The 18,373-nt window shown below is 70.4% G+C and carries 17 protein-coding genes; 10 read left to right on the top strand and 7 right to left on the bottom strand.

Features of this window, described 5'->3' with window-relative positions:
* Positions 1-103 precede the first annotated feature (103 nt).
* From ACI3KS_RS01050 to ACI3KS_RS01030, 5 genes are all read right to left on the bottom strand, one after another.
* Entirely contained in the window at positions 104-427 is a 324-nt protein-coding gene (locus ACI3KS_RS01050) for a hypothetical protein (protein WP_404914298.1), read from the bottom strand.
* Between the two features lie 276 nt (positions 428-703).
* Positions 704-3,217 carry a phosphoenolpyruvate--protein phosphotransferase gene (gene ptsP, locus ACI3KS_RS01045; RefSeq protein ID WP_404914296.1) on the bottom strand — a complete coding sequence of 838 codons (2,514 nt, stop codon included), beginning with the start codon at positions 3,215-3,217 and terminating at the stop codon, positions 704-706.
* Positions 3,217-3,858 (bottom strand): dihydroxyacetone kinase subunit DhaL, encoded by a 642-nt coding sequence (gene dhaL / locus ACI3KS_RS01040; RefSeq protein ID WP_404914294.1) that lies wholly within the window; start codon positions 3,856-3,858, stop codon positions 3,217-3,219. Before dhaL ends, ptsP begins: the two co-directional genes overlap by 1 nt.
* Entirely contained in the window at positions 3,858-4,850 is a 993-nt protein-coding gene (gene dhaK / locus ACI3KS_RS01035; protein ID WP_404914292.1) for a dihydroxyacetone kinase subunit DhaK, read from the bottom strand. Before dhaK ends, dhaL begins: the two co-directional genes overlap by 1 nt.
* 117 nt (positions 4,851-4,967) lie before the next feature.
* Complete coding sequence (locus ACI3KS_RS01030) at positions 4,968-5,579, bottom strand: TetR/AcrR family transcriptional regulator (RefSeq protein ID WP_404914290.1); 612 nt, start codon at positions 5,577-5,579, stop codon at positions 4,968-4,970.
* Positions 5,580-5,676: 97 nt separating this feature from the next.
* Here ACI3KS_RS01030 and ACI3KS_RS01025 point away from each other — a divergent pair, with 97 nt between their 5' ends.
* The 3 genes from ACI3KS_RS01025 to paaZ are packed head-to-tail and all read left to right on the top strand — an operon-like array spanning position 5,677 to position 9,340.
* Positions 5,677-6,414 carry an enoyl-CoA hydratase/isomerase family protein gene (locus ACI3KS_RS01025; RefSeq protein ID WP_404914288.1) on the top strand — a complete coding sequence of 246 codons (738 nt, stop codon included), beginning with the start codon at positions 5,677-5,679 and terminating at the stop codon, positions 6,412-6,414.
* A complete protein-coding gene (locus ACI3KS_RS01020) occupies positions 6,411-7,268 on the top strand; it encodes a 3-hydroxyacyl-CoA dehydrogenase family protein (RefSeq protein ID WP_404914286.1) in 858 nt (285 codons plus the stop codon). The genes ACI3KS_RS01025 and ACI3KS_RS01020 overlap by 4 nt, the downstream gene beginning before the upstream one ends.
* Positions 7,265-9,340, top strand: a complete 2,076-nt coding sequence (gene paaZ / locus ACI3KS_RS01015; protein WP_404914284.1) for a phenylacetic acid degradation bifunctional protein PaaZ — start codon at positions 7,265-7,267, stop codon at positions 9,338-9,340. The genes ACI3KS_RS01020 and paaZ overlap by 4 nt, the downstream gene beginning before the upstream one ends.
* A gap of 10 nt (positions 9,341-9,350) precedes the next feature.
* Here the strand turns inward: paaZ and ACI3KS_RS01010 are convergent, their stop codons facing one another.
* Entirely contained in the window at positions 9,351-11,459 is a 2,109-nt protein-coding gene (locus tag ACI3KS_RS01010) for a RecQ family ATP-dependent DNA helicase (protein ID WP_404914282.1), read from the bottom strand.
* A gap of 118 nt (positions 11,460-11,577) precedes the next feature.
* On the opposite strand from ACI3KS_RS01010, the gene paaA reads away from it, so the two are divergent.
* The 7 genes from paaA to ACI3KS_RS00975 all read left to right on the top strand — a co-directional run bounded on the left by paaA (position 11,578) and on the right by ACI3KS_RS00975 (position 17,782).
* Positions 11,578-12,543: a 1,2-phenylacetyl-CoA epoxidase subunit PaaA gene (gene paaA / locus ACI3KS_RS01005; RefSeq protein WP_404914280.1), complete on the top strand. Its 966-nt coding sequence runs from the start codon at positions 11,578-11,580 to the stop codon at positions 12,541-12,543.
* A complete protein-coding gene (gene paaB / locus ACI3KS_RS01000) occupies positions 12,543-12,848 on the top strand; it encodes a 1,2-phenylacetyl-CoA epoxidase subunit PaaB (RefSeq protein WP_404914278.1) in 306 nt (101 codons plus the stop codon). The genes paaA and paaB overlap by 1 nt, the downstream gene beginning before the upstream one ends.
* Positions 12,845-13,708 carry a 1,2-phenylacetyl-CoA epoxidase subunit PaaC gene (gene paaC / locus ACI3KS_RS00995; RefSeq protein WP_404914276.1) on the top strand — a complete coding sequence of 288 codons (864 nt, stop codon included), beginning with the start codon at positions 12,845-12,847 and terminating at the stop codon, positions 13,706-13,708. Before paaB ends, paaC begins: the two co-directional genes overlap by 4 nt.
* 23 nt (positions 13,709-13,731) lie before the next feature.
* On the top strand, positions 13,732-14,211 hold the full coding sequence (gene paaD, locus ACI3KS_RS00990; RefSeq protein WP_404914274.1) for a 1,2-phenylacetyl-CoA epoxidase subunit PaaD: 480 nt from the start codon (positions 13,732-13,734) through the stop codon (positions 14,209-14,211).
* Entirely contained in the window at positions 14,211-15,380 is a 1,170-nt protein-coding gene (paaE, locus tag ACI3KS_RS00985; RefSeq protein WP_404914272.1) for a 1,2-phenylacetyl-CoA epoxidase subunit PaaE, read from the top strand. The genes paaD and paaE overlap by 1 nt, the downstream gene beginning before the upstream one ends.
* Positions 15,381-15,398: 18 nt before the next feature.
* Entirely contained in the window at positions 15,399-16,169 is a 771-nt protein-coding gene (locus tag ACI3KS_RS00980; RefSeq protein ID WP_404914270.1) for an enoyl-CoA hydratase/isomerase family protein, read from the top strand.
* A gap of 89 nt (positions 16,170-16,258) precedes the next feature.
* Positions 16,259-17,782: an ATP-dependent DNA ligase gene (locus tag ACI3KS_RS00975; RefSeq protein ID WP_404914268.1), complete on the top strand. Its 1,524-nt coding sequence runs from the start codon at positions 16,259-16,261 to the stop codon at positions 17,780-17,782.
* Between the two features lie 66 nt (positions 17,783-17,848).
* Here the strand turns inward: ACI3KS_RS00975 and ACI3KS_RS00970 are convergent, their stop codons facing one another.
* On the bottom strand, positions 17,849-18,358 hold the full coding sequence (locus tag ACI3KS_RS00970; RefSeq protein ID WP_404914266.1) for a phosphoribosyltransferase: 510 nt from the start codon (positions 18,356-18,358) through the stop codon (positions 17,849-17,851).
* Between the last annotated feature and the right edge of the window lie 15 nt (positions 18,359-18,373).

Below are 18,373 nucleotides of genomic sequence, written 5' to 3'. Positions count from 1 at the left end.
CGAAGGACAAGTCGTCACGAACTGGATGAAAGCCCTCGAACAACTCGCCCTCGTCTATCCCGAGCGCATCGAGCCCTACCTCTAACCGTGAGACCCCGACTCCTTACACACACAACTTGACAAGCTCCGGCAGCCGTGCCATCGCCCACTCGGCGGTGTGCTGCAAGCCGCGCACGTGGTCTTCGCTCACGTGCAGGCGCAGAGCGATGTCGAGCACCGCGGAGCGTTCCGCGAAGACCACGTCGGCGTCGTTCGTGTAGATCTCGGGATGCCGCCGCGCGAGCTCCAGCGTCTCCACGATCCGCTCCGACCGGCGTGCGGCCTGCCGGTTCGTCTCGTTGTCGGTGCAGGTCAGATCATCCAGCAGCATGACCGCGACCTCGGCCGCGGTCAGCAGCAAGACGTCAGGTCCGGTGGGCTGCTCCATGAGGACACGCTACGCCGGGCCACCGACATTGCTCCCACGCCGCCTGAAGACCGTGGACCGCCGCATCCGCCGCGTCAGACTGCAGGCGCCGCGGCCGGATGGCAGGCACAGAACCCGCATCCTCGACCTGCCATACGTCCACGACGCCTGCAGTCCGTCAACCCGCGTCCTTCGTCTCGCTCCGCTCGCTCAGGAACCGGGACTCTCGCTGCGCTCGCCCAAGAACCGGGAGAGGCGCCCCGCTCGCCCTGGATCCGGGAGAGGCGATGGGCTCGCTCAGGAACCGGATGCCGTAACCGGGACGGGAACTCGCCCTCCGAGGATCCGCAGGGCCGCCGCGCGAGCATCCGCCGCGCGGGGCGCCGCGCACGCGGCCTCGGCCGCAGCCCGGCACGACGACGGGTCCACCCGACGCAGCGCCGCCGCCACCCTCCCCAGCGCCCGATACGACATCGACAGGCTCGTCGCGCCGAGGCCGACCAGCATCGGGGCGAGCAGAGCATCCGACGCGGCCTCCCCGCACACCCCCACCGGCTTACCGACGGCCCTCCCTGCCTCGCCGATGGCACGAACGAGCCGCAGCACCGCGGGCTGCCAGGGGTCGTTCAGATCTCCGAGCTCACCGATCAGCCGATCCGCGGCCAGCGTGTACTGCGCGAGATCGTTGGTACCGATGCTGGCGAAGTCGACCACCTCGAGGATCTCCGCCGCGAGCAGCGCCGCCGACGGCGTCTCGATCATGACCCCGACCCTCGCCAGGCCCGCAGACCGCGCCCGATCGGCGAACTCCGCGGCCTCATCGACGGTCGCCACCATCGGCGCCATGACCTCGACCTGCGCGTCTTCCGCCTCCGCGGCGAGGGCGAGCGCCCGCAACTGGTCGTCGAGCAGCCGCGGCGCACGGCGGGAGATCCGCAGTCCTCGAACCCCGAGAGCCGGGTTCTCCTCCTGCGCGGCGTTCGCGAACGGCAACGGCTTGTCGCTGCCGGCGTCCAAGGTCCTCACCACGACCTTCTTCCCACCGAACGACGCCAGCACGGTGCGGTACGCCGCCGTCTGCTCATCGATGCTCGGTGCGTCCGTGCGCGAAAGGAAGCAGAACTCCGTGCGGAACAGCCCTATACCTTCCGCACCGGCGTCCGCGGCGAGCGCGGCGTCCTCCCCACCGCCGACGTTCGCGAGCAACGGCAGCGCACGCCCGTCCGCCAGCATCCCCCGGCCGTCGAACGCGACAGGCGTCGCCGCCGCGACCGCCTCAGCGACCCGCACCGAAGAAGGATCGATCTCGATCCGGCCGGCGTCGCCGTCGACGAGCACCGTGATCCCGTCGGCGATCGTGGTCGCCCCCGCCACCCCGACGACAGCGGGAAGTCCCAGCTCGCGGGCGATGATCGCGGTGTGCGAGGTCGGCCCGCCCTCTTCGGTGACGAGCGCGACGCACGATCCGCCTGCGAGCGACGACGTGTCCGCCGGCGACAGGTCCCTCGCCACCAGGACGAACGGTTCGTCCCGTACCGGAACCCCGGGCAACGCCTCGCCCGACAGCGCCGCGAGCAGTCGGTCGCGCACGTCCCGCACATCGGTCGCGCGCTCGGCCATGCGTCCACCGGCGGCGATCAGCGCCTTCTCGTGCTCACCCATGACCTCCCACACCGCCCGCGCCGCGGTGCGCCCCTCCGCGCGGACGAGCGCAGACGCATCGGCCCGCAGCTCCGGATCGTCGGCGATCAATCGTGACGCATCGAGGATGTCCCTCGCCTCGCCGGATGCCGCCGCAGCACGCCTCCGGAACGACTCGGACACCTCCGCCGCCGCCGTGCCGATCCGGCCGATCTCCTCACCACGAGCGTCGGGGGCCACGGTGACCGAGGGGTCCGGCTCGGTCGGCGCCGCACCGAGCCGGACGACCGCGGCGACGCCAATGCCGGGGCTAACCCCGCGGCCGAGAAGAACGGAACCGGCCGAACGGTCATCGCGACGACGGACCTCCGCAGTCTCCGGCACGTCCGCCGACTCCGGTGCCACGACGGGGACCTCCCCGTGGCCGAGCGGAGCGGCGGCGTCGACGCCCTCACCGAAACCGTCATCGAACAACGCGGCGACCCGGTCGAGAGCCGCGCCGTCCGATGAGGAGATCTCGATGTCATCGCCCTGACGCGCACCGAGCAGCAGGAGGCGAGACAGGCTGCCGGCTGCGGCATCCGGTCCCTCCGGCAGCTTCCGCAGCCGGAGATCGGTCTCGGCGGCGGCTTCGGAGATGAGCGCGGCGGGTCGCGCATGAATGCCGAGGGCATTGCGCACGACGACTCGCCTGATGTCGCCACGATCAGCGGGCTCGGACTCGGACTCGGACTCGGACGCCACCGCACTCGACGCACCGAGCTGAGCGGTCTTCACCTCGAGCGCCCCCGCCGCCTCGGCGGCGACATCGTCGAGCGATCCGCCCGCGGCTGCCGCCACCACAGCGGCGAGCAGCCCCTCGACGAACGGCGCGGGTGCGAGGCGCACCGGCACGTCGCTCATCCGGAACTCGAGCGCCAGTTCCGCGCTCATCAGCGCCGATCCGAGGTCCATCAGCACGACGATCCCCTCGCATCGGGGCGCGAGATCGTCGATCGCCGCAGAGACGGCCATCGCGTCGGTGCCGAGGATCGGAGTGCCGTCGGCATCCGTGCCCGCGCCCGCGGCCACACGCACCTGCGAGGCCGCGGTGGGCGCCATCTGCAGCGCGAGGGCCACCGCGGCCTCGCCCAGGGCCGCGCTGTGCGAGACCGCGACGATCCCGATCATCAGGACGTGCCGGAGATCGCCGTCGACAGCGCGTCGAAAAGCAGCGCCGTCGACGCCGCCCCCGGGTCGAGATGTCCGGCGCTGCGTTCGCCCAGATAGCTCGCCCGCCCCTTGCGCGCGATCAGCGGCAGCGTGGCGTCCCTGCCCGCAGTCGCCGCGGCGGCCGCCGCACGTGCCACCTCGACGAGGTCGGCGCCCTCGGAGGTGCCCGCCTCCCAGGCCTCGACCGCGGGCGCCAGCGCATCGAGCATGGTCTTGTCACCGAGCTCCGCCTTGCCCCGGGCGACGATACCGTCGAGTCCCGCCCGCAGCGCGGTGGCGAACGTCGGACCGTCGACCTCCGACACGGCTCCGACACCCGCCCCGACCCGTAGGAAGAAGGTGCCGTACAGCGGTCCGCTCGCGCCTCCGACCGAGCTCACGAGCGTCATGCCGACCACCTTGAGCAACTCATCGATGTTCTCCGATGCACCGGTGCCGAGCTTCTCGACGACGGCGCTCATCCCCCGCGCCATGTTCGCCCCGTGATCCGCGTCACCGATGGCAGAGTCGAGCTCCGTCAACCACTCGCGGTTCTCGGCCACGGCCGCGCCGAAGCGCGTGATCCAGTCCTGCACCGTCGCCGTCTGCAGCTGTGCCATCAGGCGCCCCACCGCAGACCGGCGGTCACGACCGGAGCATCCCAGAGACGCAGCAGGTCGTCGTCGACGGAGAGCACGGTGACGGAGCATCCGGCCATGTCCAGCGAGGTGATGTAGTTGCCGACCAGGTTGCGCGCGATCTGCACGCCGGCGTCCTCGAGCAGCGCGGCGACCTCGGCGTACATGAGGTACAGCTCGATCTGCGGCGTCGCACCCATGCCGTTGAGCATCACGATCGCGGGCCCGGCGAAGTCCCGATCCGCGAGGATCGGTTCGACCAGCTGGCGGGCGATCTCGGATGCCGGAGCCAGGGGTTCGCGGTGGCGCCCCGGTTCTCCGTGGATGCCGATGCCGATCTCCATCTGGTCATCGGGCAGGTCGAACGTGGGCTTGCCCGCGGCCGGCACGGTGCAGCTCGTCAGAGCCATGCCCATCGAGCGCCCCTGCGCGTTCACGCGCTCGGCGAGGGCGAGGACGGACGCGAGGTCCTGGCCCTCCTCCGCGGCGGCGCCGACGATCTTCTCGAGGAGGACCGTGAGTCCGACGCCGCGACGGCCCGCGGTGTACAGCGAGTCCTGCACCGCGACGTCGTCGTCGACCACGATCGTCCCCACCTCGATGCCGTCCATCGCCGCGAGCTCCGCCGCCATCTCGAAGTTCATCACGTCACCGGTGTAGTTCTTCACGATGTGCAGCACTCCGGCTCCACGGTCGACGGCCTTCGTCGCCGCCTGCACGCGATCGGGTGTCGGCGAGGTGAACACCTCTCCTGCGACGGCGGCGTCCAGCATCCCCGCGCCCACATATCCGCCGTGCAGCGGCTCATGCCCGGATCCGCCACCCGAGACGATCGCGACCTTGCCCTCGCCCTTCGGCGTCGCCCGGGTGATCACGCTGGTCTCCAGGTCGACCGACAGCTCGGGATGTGCGGCGGCGACCCCCTTCAGCGACTCGACGAGCACGTCCTCCGGCCGGTTGATGAGCTTCTTCATCGTGCGATCTCCTTCGATCTCTGCCACGCAGCCGCCGGCGCTCCGGAAGCCGTCCCGCACGTCGAATCTTCTCGGAGCCGGAGCGGTTGTCAAGACCCGGATCCGGGCCCAGCAGCATCAGCGCGGATGCAGCCCCTCGAGCCCGACGCGCAGGATGTCGTCCGCGAGCTCGTCGGGATCGACCGAGCCGTCGGGCCGGTACCACTCGACGACCGAGTTGATCATCCCGAAGATGAGACGCGTGGCGATCCCGGCCCCGACGTCCTCGCGGATGAGACCCTCGCGCTGGGCATCGGCGACGATGGCCGTCACCCGCTGATCGAACACCCGCCGGCGCTCGAGGGCCGCGAGTTCCACCTCGCTGTTTCCCCGCACCCGCAGCAGCAGGGTCACGGCGGCGAGCTCCTCCGTCAGCACCCGCACTGCCCCGCGGACGATCGCGCGCAAGCGGTCGGAGGCGAGCGGATTCTCCGCCACCGCGTCGTCGACCACACGCTCGAGGCCATCGAGCGCCGTGCCGAGAGCGACATCGAGCATCGCGGACTTCGACTCGAAGTGGTGATACAGGGCCGACTTGGTCAGCCCGAGCTCTCCGGCGACGTCGGCGATGCTCGTCGCGTCGTATCCACGCTCGTTGAACACGCCGACGGCCACTTCAAGCACCCGCCGACGGTCGTAGCCCGGCCTTCCGCGCTTCGGCGCATGCACCCCGCTCTGCGGCTCTGACATGCCGTCCAGTCTGGCATCACCCATCGGTTGCCATCCGCAGGCCGATCTGGGATCGTATTCCTGAACGATCGGTCGGGAATCAGGACAGAGGTGCGCGATGGTGCTGCACATCACGGAGCACGCAGATCGCGTGGTCGCCGTGCTCGATCGCCCCGAACGCCGCAATGCGATCGATCAGGCGACGATCGACGCCCTGCTCGCGCTGTGCGCGACGCTCGAAGAGGAGCCGCGCACTCTGATCCTCACGGGTGCCGGTGGCGTGTTCGCCGCCGGTGCGGACATCGGTGAACTGCGCGAGCGCACCGCCGCGGACGCACGACGGAGCATCAATGCCACCGCCTTCATCCGCATCCGCGAGCTGCCGATGCCGGTGATCGCCGCGATCGACGGCTACGCACTCGGCGGCGGTGCGGAACTCGCCTACTCCGCCGACATCCGCATCGCCGGCCCCGATCTGCGGATCGGCAACCCCGAGACCGGCCTCGGCATCATCGCCGCAGCAGGCGCCACCTGGCGACTGCCCGAGATCGTCGGCGAGGCGCGGGCCGCCGAGCTCCTGCTCACCGGACGCACCCTCGACGCGGAGGAAGCCCTGCGCTGGGGGCTCGTGTCCGCCGTCCACCCCGCGGACGAGCTGCTGCCCGCCGCTCACGCCATCGCCGATCGAATCGCCCTCGCGGATCCCCTCGCCACGCAGCACACCAAGCGCGCACTGCACGCCCCACGACACGCGCACCCCACCGTCGAGCAGGAACTGCAGGCGGAGCTGTTCGAGTCGCCCGAGAAGCATCGACGCATGACGGCGTTCCTGAGCCGGAGGAGGGACGGATCGTGACGACGACCCCGGACCGCGTCGGCGTGCTCGGCGGCGGGCGCATGGGAGCGGGGATCGCGCACGCGTTCCTGCTCGCTGGCTCGCGCGTGACGGTCATCGAACGCGATGACGTGAGCGCGGAGGCCGCGGAGATCCGCATCGGCGACAGCATCCGGCGCTCCGCCGACCGCGATCCGGCTCTCGACGTCGCGGCGATCGCCGCTCGGCTCTCGGTCGACACGGATTCTCACGTCCTCGGCGACTGCGCTCTCGTGATCGAGGCCGTGCCGGAGGACCGGGCACTCAAGGCGTCCGCACTCGCCCGTGCGGAGAGCGCGATGCCGCCGCACGGCGTGCTCGCGAGCAACACCTCGTCGATCCCGATCGGCGATCTCGCCGGCTTCTGCGAGCGACCGGCGCGCCTGATCGGGATGCACTTCTTCAACCCGGTGCCGTCGTCTTCGCTCGTCGAGATCGTGCGCGGTCCGGCATCCGATCCCGAGGTCGTCGAGCGGGCGGCCGGCTGGGTGGCGGCCCTCGGCAAGACCCCCATCATCGTGCGGGACTCCCCCGGGTTCGCCTCGTCACGGCTGGGCATCGCCCTCGCTCTGGAAGCGATCCGGATGCTCGAGGACGGGGTCGCGACCGCCGCCGACATCGATGCGGCGATGACCCTCGGATATCGGCACCCGACCGGCCCGCTGCGCACCACCGACATCGTCGGCCTCGACGTTCGTCTGGCGATCGCCGAGGAGCTGGAACGCGCCTACGGCGAGCGCTTCGCACCGCCGCCCCTGCTGCGTCGGCTCGTCGCCGAGGGACGGCTGGGGAGGAAGTGCGGCCGAGGGTTCTACGACTGGAACGAGGAGAGATGACAGAGCACCTGCCGAGCTTCGTCTGCGGTGAGTGGTGGGCGCCCTCGGGCATCGCACCGTCCACCACCGTCCGAGACGCATCCACCGGAGAGATCGTCACGGACGTGAGCACAGAGGGGCTCGACCTCGCGGCCGCCCTCGACTACGGACGCACCGTCGGTCAGCGGCACCTCGCAGCCCTGACCTTCCATCAGCGCGCGCTGCTGCTCAAGCAGTTCGCGCTCGCCCTCACCGAGCGCAAGGAAGAGCTGTACGCGCTGTCCCGTCGCACGGGTGCCACGGATGCCGATTCCTGGGTCGACATCGACGGCGGCATCGGCGTGCTGTTCTCGTACTCGGGCAAAGGGCGGCGGGAGCTGCCCAACAGCACCGTGCACGTCGACGGGCCGGTCGAGCCGCTCTCGAAGGACGGGTCGTTCCTCGGCCGGCATGTGCACACGACGCTCCCGGGGATCGCGGTGCAGATCAACGCGTTCAACTTCCCGGTCTGGGGCTCGCTCGAGAAGTTCGCGCCGGCGTTCCTCGCCGGTATGCCGACACTGGTGAAGCCGGCGACGCCGACCGGATACCTCGCCGAGGCGATGGTCCGTGTTCTCGTCGACTCGGGCCTGCTGCCCGAAGCGTCGCTGCAGCTGGTCAGCGGGAGCGTGCCGGATCTGTTCGATCATCTGCGGCTCGGTGACCTCGTCGGCTTCACCGGGAGCGCATCGACCGCGGCGATGCTGCGCCGCCACGAGTCCGTGCAGACGGGGGCCGTACGCTTCACCGCCGAAACCGACTCGATCAACGCCTCGGTGCTCGGAACCGATGCGGTCGAGGGGACGCCCGAGTTCGACGCGTACGTCCGGCAGCTGGTCACGGAGATGACCACCAAGGCAGGGCAGAAGTGCACGGCGATCCGCCGGGCGATCGTGCCGATGGGGTCGGCGGATGCCGTGATCGCGGCCGTGAGCGCGCGGATCGCCGAGAAGACGGTGTTGGGCGATCCCCGAGCGGAGGGCGTCACGATGGGTCCGCTCGCCTCTCTCGCCCAGCGGGACGAGGTGCGGCGCCGAGTGCAGGAGCTGCGGGACGCCGGTGGCGAGGTCGTCGTGGGCTCCATCGACGTGCCCGAGGTGCGCCGGGCCGACGGCTCGACGGACCGCGCTGCCGAGGGTGCGTTCGTCTCCCCTGTGCTGCTGCGCTTCGCGGATGCTCTGACGGATGCCGCGCACACCATCGAGGCCTTCGGCCCCGTCGCGTCACTGCTGACCTACGAGACCCCCGAGGAAGCCGCCGATCTCGTCGCACGCGGCGGTGGATCGCTCGTCACGAGCATCGCGACCCACGACCCGACGCAGGCGATCGGGATCGCGCGACGGATCGCCCCGTTCAACGGGCGGCTTCTGATGCTCGATCGGGACGACGCCCGTTCGTCGACCGGGCACGGCTCTCCCCTGCCGACCCTCGTGCACGGCGGTCCCGGTCGCGCCGGGGGCGGCGAGGAGCTCGGCGGCATCCGTGCCGTGCTGCACCACATGCAGCGCACCGCTGTTCAGGGCTCTCCGGAGATGCTCACCCGGTTGACGGGCGTATGGCACTCGGGTGCGACGACGTTCACCGGCGGACGGCATCCGTTCCGCCAGTCGCTCGCCGAGCTGCGGATCGGCGAGCAGATCGTCTCCGCATCGCGCACCGTGACGCTCGACGACATCGAGACGTTCGCGCACTTCACCGGCGACACGTTCTACGCGCATATGGACGAGGTCGCGGCTGCCGCCAACCCGTTCTTCCCCGGCCGCGTGGCGCACGGCTACCTGCTCATCTCGTGGGCCGCCGGCCTCTTCGTCGATCCCGAGCCGGGGCCGATGCTCGCGAACTACGGACTCGAGAACCTGCGCTTCGTCACGCCGGTGTCGCCGGGAGACGAGATCCACGTGCAGCTAACCGCGAAGCAGATCACTCCTCGTGAGACCGACGACTACGGCGAAGTGCGGTGGGACGCGGTGATCCGGAATCAGGACGATGAGGTCGTCGCCGCATACGACGTGCTCACACTCGTCGCGAAGAGCGATCCGGCGATAGCTCCGTGAGGAGCTGAACTCAGCCGCGCAGCGCGAGAACGAAGGGGAGCACGGCGGTCGCACCCGCGAGACGCAGCTCGCGCGCGGCGATCGTCAGCGTCCATCGACTGTCGGCGTGGTCGTCGACGAGCAGCACGGGTCCCTCCGGGACGGCGAGCCCCTCGGCGCTGAACCGGTCCCAGAGTCCGGCGACGCGGAAGGCGCTGTTGCCCCCGGACTGACCGGTCGGACCGCCGCCGACGGGAGCGAGGCTGCCGAGATATGGAAGCCTCCCCACCTCGGAGAGGCTTCGCGCCAGGGAGTCGACGAGTTGCGGGCGTGTGCGCGAGGGCACCGCGACGACCGCGACGGGGCGCTCCGCCCAGCCCCAGTCGGCGAGGACGCGCACGCATCCGGCCACGAGCTGCGGAGAGATCGGAGCATCCGATGCACCCGTCGCGAACAGCCCGCGCAGCGCGCCGCCCCAGCCGAGGTCGGTGAGCCGTGCCAGCGCACGTCCCTCCGCGGCCTGCTCGCCCGGAGCGATGCGGCCCTTCACCGGCGCGCCCAGCCGGTCTGCACCCGTCGGCCACGCCTTGCGGGGTTCGATCGGCACGCCGACGCGATCCAGGGACTGCGCCGCCGCGGACGTCTGCTCCTTCTCGATGTCACGGGTGAACCAGGCTCCCGCGCACACATCGCAGCGACCGCACGGCACGGCGGTCGCATCGTCGAGGGCGCGCTGCAGGAACTCCATCCGGCACCCGGTCGTCGTCTCGTAGTCGAGCATGCTCTGCTGCTCGGCGACTCGCTCTGCGGCGATGCGCTGGTAGCGCTCGGCGTCGTAGACCCACGGCTCCCCCGTCGCCACCCAGCCGCCCTGCACGCGACGGACGGCGCCGTCGACGTCGAGGACCTTGAGCAGGAGCTCGAGCGGGGTGCGCCGGATGTCGACCATCGCTTCGAGCGCCGGCGTCGACACCGGTCGATCGCCGAGCGCGGCGATCACCCGCTCCGCACGATCGCGGTCGGGCATCGACGCGGTCGCGAAGTAGTGCCAGATGTCGCGATCCTCGACGCCCGGAAGGAGGAGCACGTCGGCGCTCTCGCTCGCGCGCCCAGCGCGACCCACCTGCTGGTAGTAGGCGACGGGCGAAGAAGGCGCGCCCAGATGCAGGACGAAGCCGAGGTCGGGTTTGTCGAAGCCCATGCCGAGCGCGCTCGTGGCGATGAGCGCCTTGACCTCGTTGCGCTTGAGCATCCCCTCGGACTCCTCGCGCTCGTCGGCGTCCGTCTGTCCCGTGTACGCCCGCACGTCGTGACCGTGCTCACGCAGCAGGCGCGCGGTGTCGACCGCCGCGGCGACCGTCAGCGTGTAGATGATCCCCGATCCCGGCAGGTCGTCGAGATGGCTCAGCAGCCACGCGAGTCGGCTCGCGGAATCCGGCAGTCGCAGCACCCCCAGGCGGAGCGAGGTGCGCGCCAGCGGGCCGCGGATCGTGAGAACTCCGCTCCCGTCGGCCCGTCCGTCACCGCTGTCGAGCTGTTCGGCGACGTCAGCGACGACGCGGCTGTTGGCTGTCGCAGTGGTCGCGAGCACCGGAACCGATGCGGGCATCTGCGCGATGAGGTCGCGCAGGCGCCGATAGTCGGGGCGGAAGTCGTGACCCCAGTCACTGATGCAGTGGGCCTCGTCGACGACGAGCATGCCGATCCGCCGGACGAGCGTCGGCAGCTGCTCCTCGCGGAACGAGGGGTTGTTCAACCGCTCGGGTGAGACCAGCAGCACGTCGACCTCGTCACAGTCGAGCTGCGCGAGCACGTCCGACCATTCATGCGCGTTCGTGGAGTTGATCGCGACCGCGCGGACCCCCGCACGTTCGGCGGCGGCGATCTGATCCCGCATCAGGGCGAGGAGCGGCGAGACCAGCACTGTGGGGCCCGCGCCCTGGCGGCGCAGCAGCAGGGTGGCCACGAAGTAGACGGCCGACTTGCCCCAGCCGGTGCGCTGCACGACCAGCGCGCGCCGCCGCTGCTGGACCAGCGCCTCGATCGCCTCGTACTGCCCGTCGTGGAAATCCGCGTCGGGGCGTCCGACCAACTCGCGCAGGGCGGCGAGGGCGTCGCGGCGGAGGTCGGTGGCGCTCATTGTTCCACTCTGCCGCACGTCACCGACATCGCGGTCGCGGGGCCTTCTTGTGCACAGCATCCGCCCGTGCCAGAATTACCGCACGAACGGTCAGTAATACGGATCGGAAGCGTCGATGATGACCAGCCCCGCAGATCTCTCTCCCGCGAACGACGAGGATCGACACCTCTTCGACGAGCTCATCGCCAACGAGCAGCGCATCGAGCCGCGCGACTGGATGCCCGACGCCTACCGCAAGACGCTGATCCGGCAGATCTCTCAGCACGCGCACTCCGAGATCATCGGCATGCAGCCCGAGGGCAACTGGATCACCCGTGCCCCGAGCCTCAAGCGCAAGGCCATCCTGATGGCCAAGGTGCAGGACGAGGCGGGCCACGGACTCTACCTCTACTCCGCGGCGCAGACCCTGGGCATCACGCGCGACGAGATGATGGACCAGCTCATCGGCGGCACGGCGAAGTACTCGTCGATCTTCAACTACCCCACCCCCACCTGGGCCGACATGGGAGCGATCGGCTGGCTCGTCGACGGCGCCGCGATCTGCAATCAGGTGCCGCTGTGCCGTGCCTCCTACGGGCCGTACGCGCGGGCGATGATCCGGGTCTGCAAGGAGGAGTCCTTCCACCAGCGGCAGGGCTTCGAGACCCTGCTCACGCTGATGAAGGGCACTGAGGAGCAGCGTGCGATGGCGCAGGATGCCGTGAACCGCTGGTACTGGCCGAGCCTTGCGATGTTCGGGCCGCCCGACGACCAGTCCCCGAACTCGGCGCAGTCGATGACGTGGAAGATCAAGCGCTTCTCGAACGATGACCTGCGCCAGCGCTTCGTCGGGATGCTCGTGCCGCAGGCCGAGATCCTCGGCGTCGCCCTGCCCGATCCCGACCTCCGGTGGAACGAGGAGACAGGGCGGTACGACATGGGCGAGATCGACTGGGACGAGTTCTTCCAGGTGCTGCGCGGCGACGGCCCCTGCAATGCCGAGCGCCTCGAGCGCCGCCGCACCGCTCACGAGGAGGGCGCATGGGTGCGCGAGGCGGCGGCCGAGTACGCGCGCAAGCAGCCGACGAAGAAGGCGGTGGCGTGATGACCACCCCTGGTGCCGACGAACGCGAGCCCTGGCCGCTCTGGGAGATCTTCGTGCGCGCGAATCGCGGGCTCAGCCATGTGCACGCAGGATCCCTGCACGCCCCGGACGCCGAGATGGCGATCCGCAACGCTCGCGACCTGTACACGCGCCGCGGCGAGGGCGTGTCGATCTGGGCCGTTCCCGCCGACGCGATCACCACGAGCGATCCCGACGCCAAGGGCGCCTACTTCGAGAGCCCCGCGGGCAAGAACTACCGGCACGCCGTGTACTACACGGCATCCGAGGGGGTGCCGCACCTGTGACCCTTCGACAAGCTCAGGGACCCCATCGTCGGCCTCAGGGACCGGACGACGTCCACGGCGACGTCTCGGTCGACGAGCTCGTGCTGAGCGAAGAGCTCGCCGGAGCCGGTGCGGTCGCGGCATCCGCCGACGTCGCGGAGTACGCACTGTGGCTGGGAGACGACGCACTGATCCTCTCGCAGCAGCTCGGCGCCTGGATCTCGCGAGCCCCCGAACTGGAAGAGGACGTCGCGCTCGGCAACATCGCCCTCGACCTGCTCGGCCACGCCCGCTCTCTGCTGCACTACGCCGGCTCCTTCGACGGCCGCAGCGAGGACGATCTCGCCTACTTCCGCGACGAGCCGCAGTTCCGCAGCTGCTGGCTCGTCGAGCAGCCCAACGGCGACTTCGCGCAGACGATCGCGCGCCAGTTCTTCGCCTCGACGTACATGTTCGAGCTGCATTCCGCGCTGCGGTCGAGCAGCGACGCGACCCTCGCCGCGGTCGCGGAGAAGGCCCTCAAAGAGGTCGACTACCACCGCGACCACGCGGTGCAGTGGATGCTGCGCCTGGCAGGAGGCACCGACGAGTCACGGCGCCGGATCGTCAGGGCCGTCGGCGATGTGCACCCCTACGTGGCCGAGCTGTTCCGTGACGAACCCCTCATCGACCGGCTGGGCGACACCGCCGTGCGGCCCTCGTCGCTGCGCGCGGGGTTCGACGCGGTGGTCGAGACCGTGTTCACCGAGGCCGAACTCGAACGCCCGACGGCCTCCTCTTCGTCGGCCGGCGGGCGGCGCGGCATCCACTCCGCCCCCTTCGGGCACCTGCTCGCCGAGATGCAGGTGCTCGCGCGACGGCATCCGGGGGCGACGTGGTGACCCTTCGGCGAGCTCAGGGAGCGATGGCTGAGGAAGCCTGGCGGATCGCCGCGGCCGTCGCCGATCCCGAGGTACCCGTGCTCACGATCGAGGACCTCGGAGTGCTGCGCGACGTCGAGGTCGACGGCGACGCCGTGCACGTGGACATCACACCGACCTACAGCGGATGCCCGGCGATGGACGCGATCCGCGACGACGTCATCCTCGCACTCACCGCCGCCGGCTTCGCCCGGGTGGACGTGCGGCTCGTGCTGTCGCCCGCCTGGACGACGGACTGGATGACGGATGCCGGCAAGGGCAAGCTCGCCGCATACGGCATCGCCCCGCCGTCCGGACGCGCCGCGGTCGGTCAGGGACCGATCAGGCTCGCGATCAGCGTCCGCTGCCCCCGCTGCGGATCGCTCGACACCCGCGAGGTCTCGCGCTTCGGCTCCACATCGTGCAAGGCGCTGTACGAGTGCCACGCCTGCCTCGAACCCTTCGACCATTTCAAGGTGCACTGATGTCGCTCTTCGCCCCCGCCGAGCACCGGTCCGCAGCATCCGTCCCACCTCCGTCACCCGACGCGACGCCCCGGAGACGCGCGCGCTTCCACACGCTCGCCGTCGAAGACGTGCGCCCACTCACCGAGGACGCGGTCGAGGTCACCTTCACGGTGCCCGCAGAGCTCGCCGACGAGTACGACCACCTGCCGGGCCAGCACGTCGCGCTGCGCACGACGCTGGACGGCGTGGAAGTGCGCCGTTCCTATTCGCTGTGCCGCGCACCGGAGCACAGCACGGACGGACAGTCGACGCGGTTGAGCGTCGCCGTGAAGCGGGATGAGGGCGGCCTGTTCTCGACCTGGGCCCAGACCGGGCTGCATCCGGGCTTCGAGATCGACGTGATGAGCCCGCAGGGGACGTTCACCTCGGCCCTCCCCGACCTCGATCAGCGCCACGTGGTCGGCATCGCCGCGGGCTCGGGCATCACTCCCCTCATGGCTCTCGCGCACACCGTGCTCGCACGCTCCGAGACGTCGCGGTTCACCCTGCTCTACACGAACCGCTCCACTCTCGACGTGATGTTCCTGGAAGACCTCGCCGACCTCAAGGACCGCTATCCGACCCGACTCGCCCTTCATCATGTGCTCTCCCGCGAGCAGCGCACCGCACCGGTGCTGTCGGGCCGCATCGACGAGGAGAAGCTGCGCACGATCCTCCGCGTGCTCATCGACCCGGCCGACGTCGACGAGTGGTTCCTGTGCGGGCCGCTGTCGCTGGTGGACCTGTGCCGCGAAGTGCTCGCCGACATCGGAGTGAGCCGCGCACGCATCCGCTTCGAGCTGTTCACCACCGGTGAGGAGCCGCTGCGCACGGCTCGGCCCGTCGAGATGCGCGATGGCCAGCGGACCGTGCGCATCGAGGTGACCCTCGACGGGGTGTCATCGACCGTCGAGAGCCCGGTGGATGCGCACGAGTCGGTGCTCAACGCCGCGCTGCGCGTGCGGCCCGATGCCCCGTTCGCGTGCGCGGGAGGCGTGTGCGGCACGTGTCGGGCTCGCCTGGTCTCCGGAAGCGTGACGATGACCGAGAACTACGCGCTCGAACCCGACGAGCTCGAGCGCGGCTATGTGCTCACCTGCCAGTCCCATCCGACGAGCGACCGGGTCGTCGTCGACTACGACGTGTGATCGAGTGAGGAGCATCCGATGATCGATCTGGAGATCCGGGACGACGTGGCCAGGATCGTGCTGAACGCCCCGTCGAAGCTGAACGCCCTCGATGAGCAGGCGCTGCGTGATCTCGATGGCGCGTACGAGGATGCCGAGGCGGAGGGCGTGCGGGCCCTGGTGCTGCGCGGCGAGGGCCGAGCGTTCTGCGCGGGTCGTGACATCTCAGGGGTCGACCCGCGCGAGGACGACGTGCTCGGCTATCTCGGCGGTCTGGTCACACCGCTGCTGCAGCGGATGTCGCGGTTCCCCGCTCCCACCTTCGCCGCCGCGCACGGCGCCTGCCTCGGCGTCGGACTCGGGCTGCTGATCGCGACGGACGTCGTCTACGTGGCGGAGTCCGCGAAGATCGGATCGCCGTTCGCGGCGCTCGGCGCGACCCTCGACTCGGGAGGGCACGCACTCTTCGTCGAGCGGCTCGGGGCGCACCGCGCGCTCGACCTGATCTACACCGGAAGGTTGATGAGCGGAGCGGAGGCCGTGGCGGGCGGCCTGTTCTCGCGCGTCTTCCCGGATGACGACGTGCTCATGCAGGCGACGGATGCCGCGGCCACGGCCGCTCGGGGAGCCACGGGGGCGTTCCTCGCGAGCAAGCGCCTGGTGGCGCGCATCCGGGATCAGCGCCTCTCTCTGTGGGACGTCATGGGTGCCGAGACCGCAGCGCAGACGTCGCTGCGCGACACCGAGGACTATCGAGAGGGCTTCGCGGCTTTCCAGGAGAAGCGTCGGCCGGAATTCCACGGGCGCTGAACGCCGGGGCGCCGGTGCGCCATTCGTCTCGCTTCGCTCGCTCAGGGACCGACTGCCCCGATGTCCGACCTCGGTGCGAGAATGCCCCCATGATGCTCGTCGACGTCGTCACCGCCGCTTCCGAGGTCGGCGCGACCTCCTCGCGCCTGCGCAAGATCGAGGTCCTCGCCGATCTGCTGCGTCGCACGGAACCTGACGACATCGAGGCGACCGTCGCACTCCTGCTCGCCGCTCCGCGCCAGGGCAGGCTCGGCGTCGGATGGCGCACGCTCAGCGCACTCGATGTCGCCCACGCCGCCGACCCCGGCCTGACGATCACGGATGTCGACCGAGCTCTCGACACGCTCTCGACGACGTCGGGTTCCGGCTCGGTCCTCGAGCGCGGCGAGCTCCTCACCGCGCTCGCCTCGCGCGCGACCGTCACCGAATGGGATTTCCTCGCACGGTCGATCCTGGGTGAGCTGCGCACCGGCGCGCTCTCCGGTGTGCTCCTCGACGCGATCGCGAAGGCCTCCGACCGCCCGGCATCCGCTGTCCGTCGCGCGGCGATGCTGTCCGGCGACCTCGGCGAGACCGCGCGCCTCGCGATCACCGGGACCCCGGATGAGCTCGACGCGGTCGGCCTGCTCGTCGGGCGTCCGGTGCTCCCGATGCTGGCGTCGACCGCCGCGACGCCCACCGCCGCGCTGGAGTCGACGGGTCGCGCCTCGGTCGAGTACAAGCTCGACGGTGCGCGCATCCAGGTGCACCGACACGGCGGCGACGTCGCGGTGTTCACCCGCAGCCTCGCGGACATCACCCACCGCGTCCCTGAGCTGGTCGACGTGGTCCGCGGGCTCCCGGCGCACGACCTCATCCTCGACGGCGAGACTCTCGCCCTCGACGAGGAGGGCGGCCCGCGTCCGTTCCAGGAGACGATGTCGCGGTTCGGTGCCGAGGTCGCCCGCGAGATCGCGCTGCGTCCGTGGTTCTTCGACGTGTTGCATGTCGACGGCAGGGATCTGCTCGACGAACCGCTGTCGGAGCGCCTCGCGGTTCTCGAGCGGGTCGCCGGCGAGTGGCGGATGCCGGGAATCGTGACCGATGATCCGGATGCCGCCGAGCAGCTTTCCCGCGACGCTCTCGCCGCCGGCCACGAAGGTGTCGTCGTGAAGGCCATCGACTCGGTGTACTCGGCCGGGCGGCGCGGTGCGTCCTGGGTGAAGGTGAAGCCGGTGCTCACCTACGACCTGGTCGTGCTCGGGGCCGAATGGGGCTCCGGCCGCCGGGAAGGATGGCTCTCGAACCTCCATCTCGGCGCGCGCGATCCGGAAGGCGAGTTCGGCGAGCCGGGCGGATTCGTGATGGTCGGCAAGACCTTCAAGGGACTCACCGACGCTCTGCTGCGCTGGCAGACCGAGACCTTCCCCGGGTTCGAGACGCGCCGGACGGCATCCACGGTCTTCCTGCGACCCGAGATCGTCGTCGAGATCGCGATCGACGGTGTGCAGCGCTCGCCCCGCTACCCCGGTGGCATCGCCCTGCGCTTCGCGCGGGTCAAGGGCTACCGAGACGACAAGACGGCCGAGGGCGCCGACACGATCCAGACGCTCCGCACCCTCCTGCGCGGCTGACGCGCGGCGCCCGCGGGCCCGGCCCCGCGCGCCCGACGCGAGCTCGGCCGGAACGACCTCAGCGCGTCAGGCGGTCGGCGGCAGCCCGAGGTCCTCTTCGCGGACGGTGCCCTGGAACGACCACGGGAAGTTGATCCACAGGTCGGTGTCCTTCCACGCGTAGTCGGGCTGGATGATCGTCGACGGCTTGGTGTAGATCGTCACCGAGCGCACATCGGCGCCCTTGTCCGTCAACAGCTGCACCGCGAGCGCCAGAGTGCGGCCGGAGTCTGCGACGTCGTCGACGAGCAGCACGCGGCGCCCGCCGAGATAGGCCATGTCGAGCTCGGGAGGAAGAACCTCCGGCGCGTCGAGCACGGTGCCGATGCCGGTGTAGAACTCCACGTTGATCGCGCCGCAGTTCTTCGCGCCCAGACCGTAGGCGATCGCGCCCGCCGGCAGCAATCCACCGCGGGCGATCGCGACGACCACCTCGGGCTCGAAGCCGCTGTCGAGGATCTTCCGCGCGAGATCCCGCGTCGCGGAGCCGAAACCGTCCCAGGTGAGCGTCTCGCGCTCGATCGTTGCATCAGTCACCGACTCATTCTCCTC

It is taken from the genome of Microbacterium sp. ZW T5_45, assembly GCF_044987415.1.
Taxonomy (GTDB): domain Bacteria; phylum Actinomycetota; class Actinomycetes; order Actinomycetales; family Microbacteriaceae; genus Microbacterium.
The sequence above is the reverse complement of the archived record's forward strand: the minus strand, read 5'-3'. Positions and strand labels throughout refer to the sequence as shown.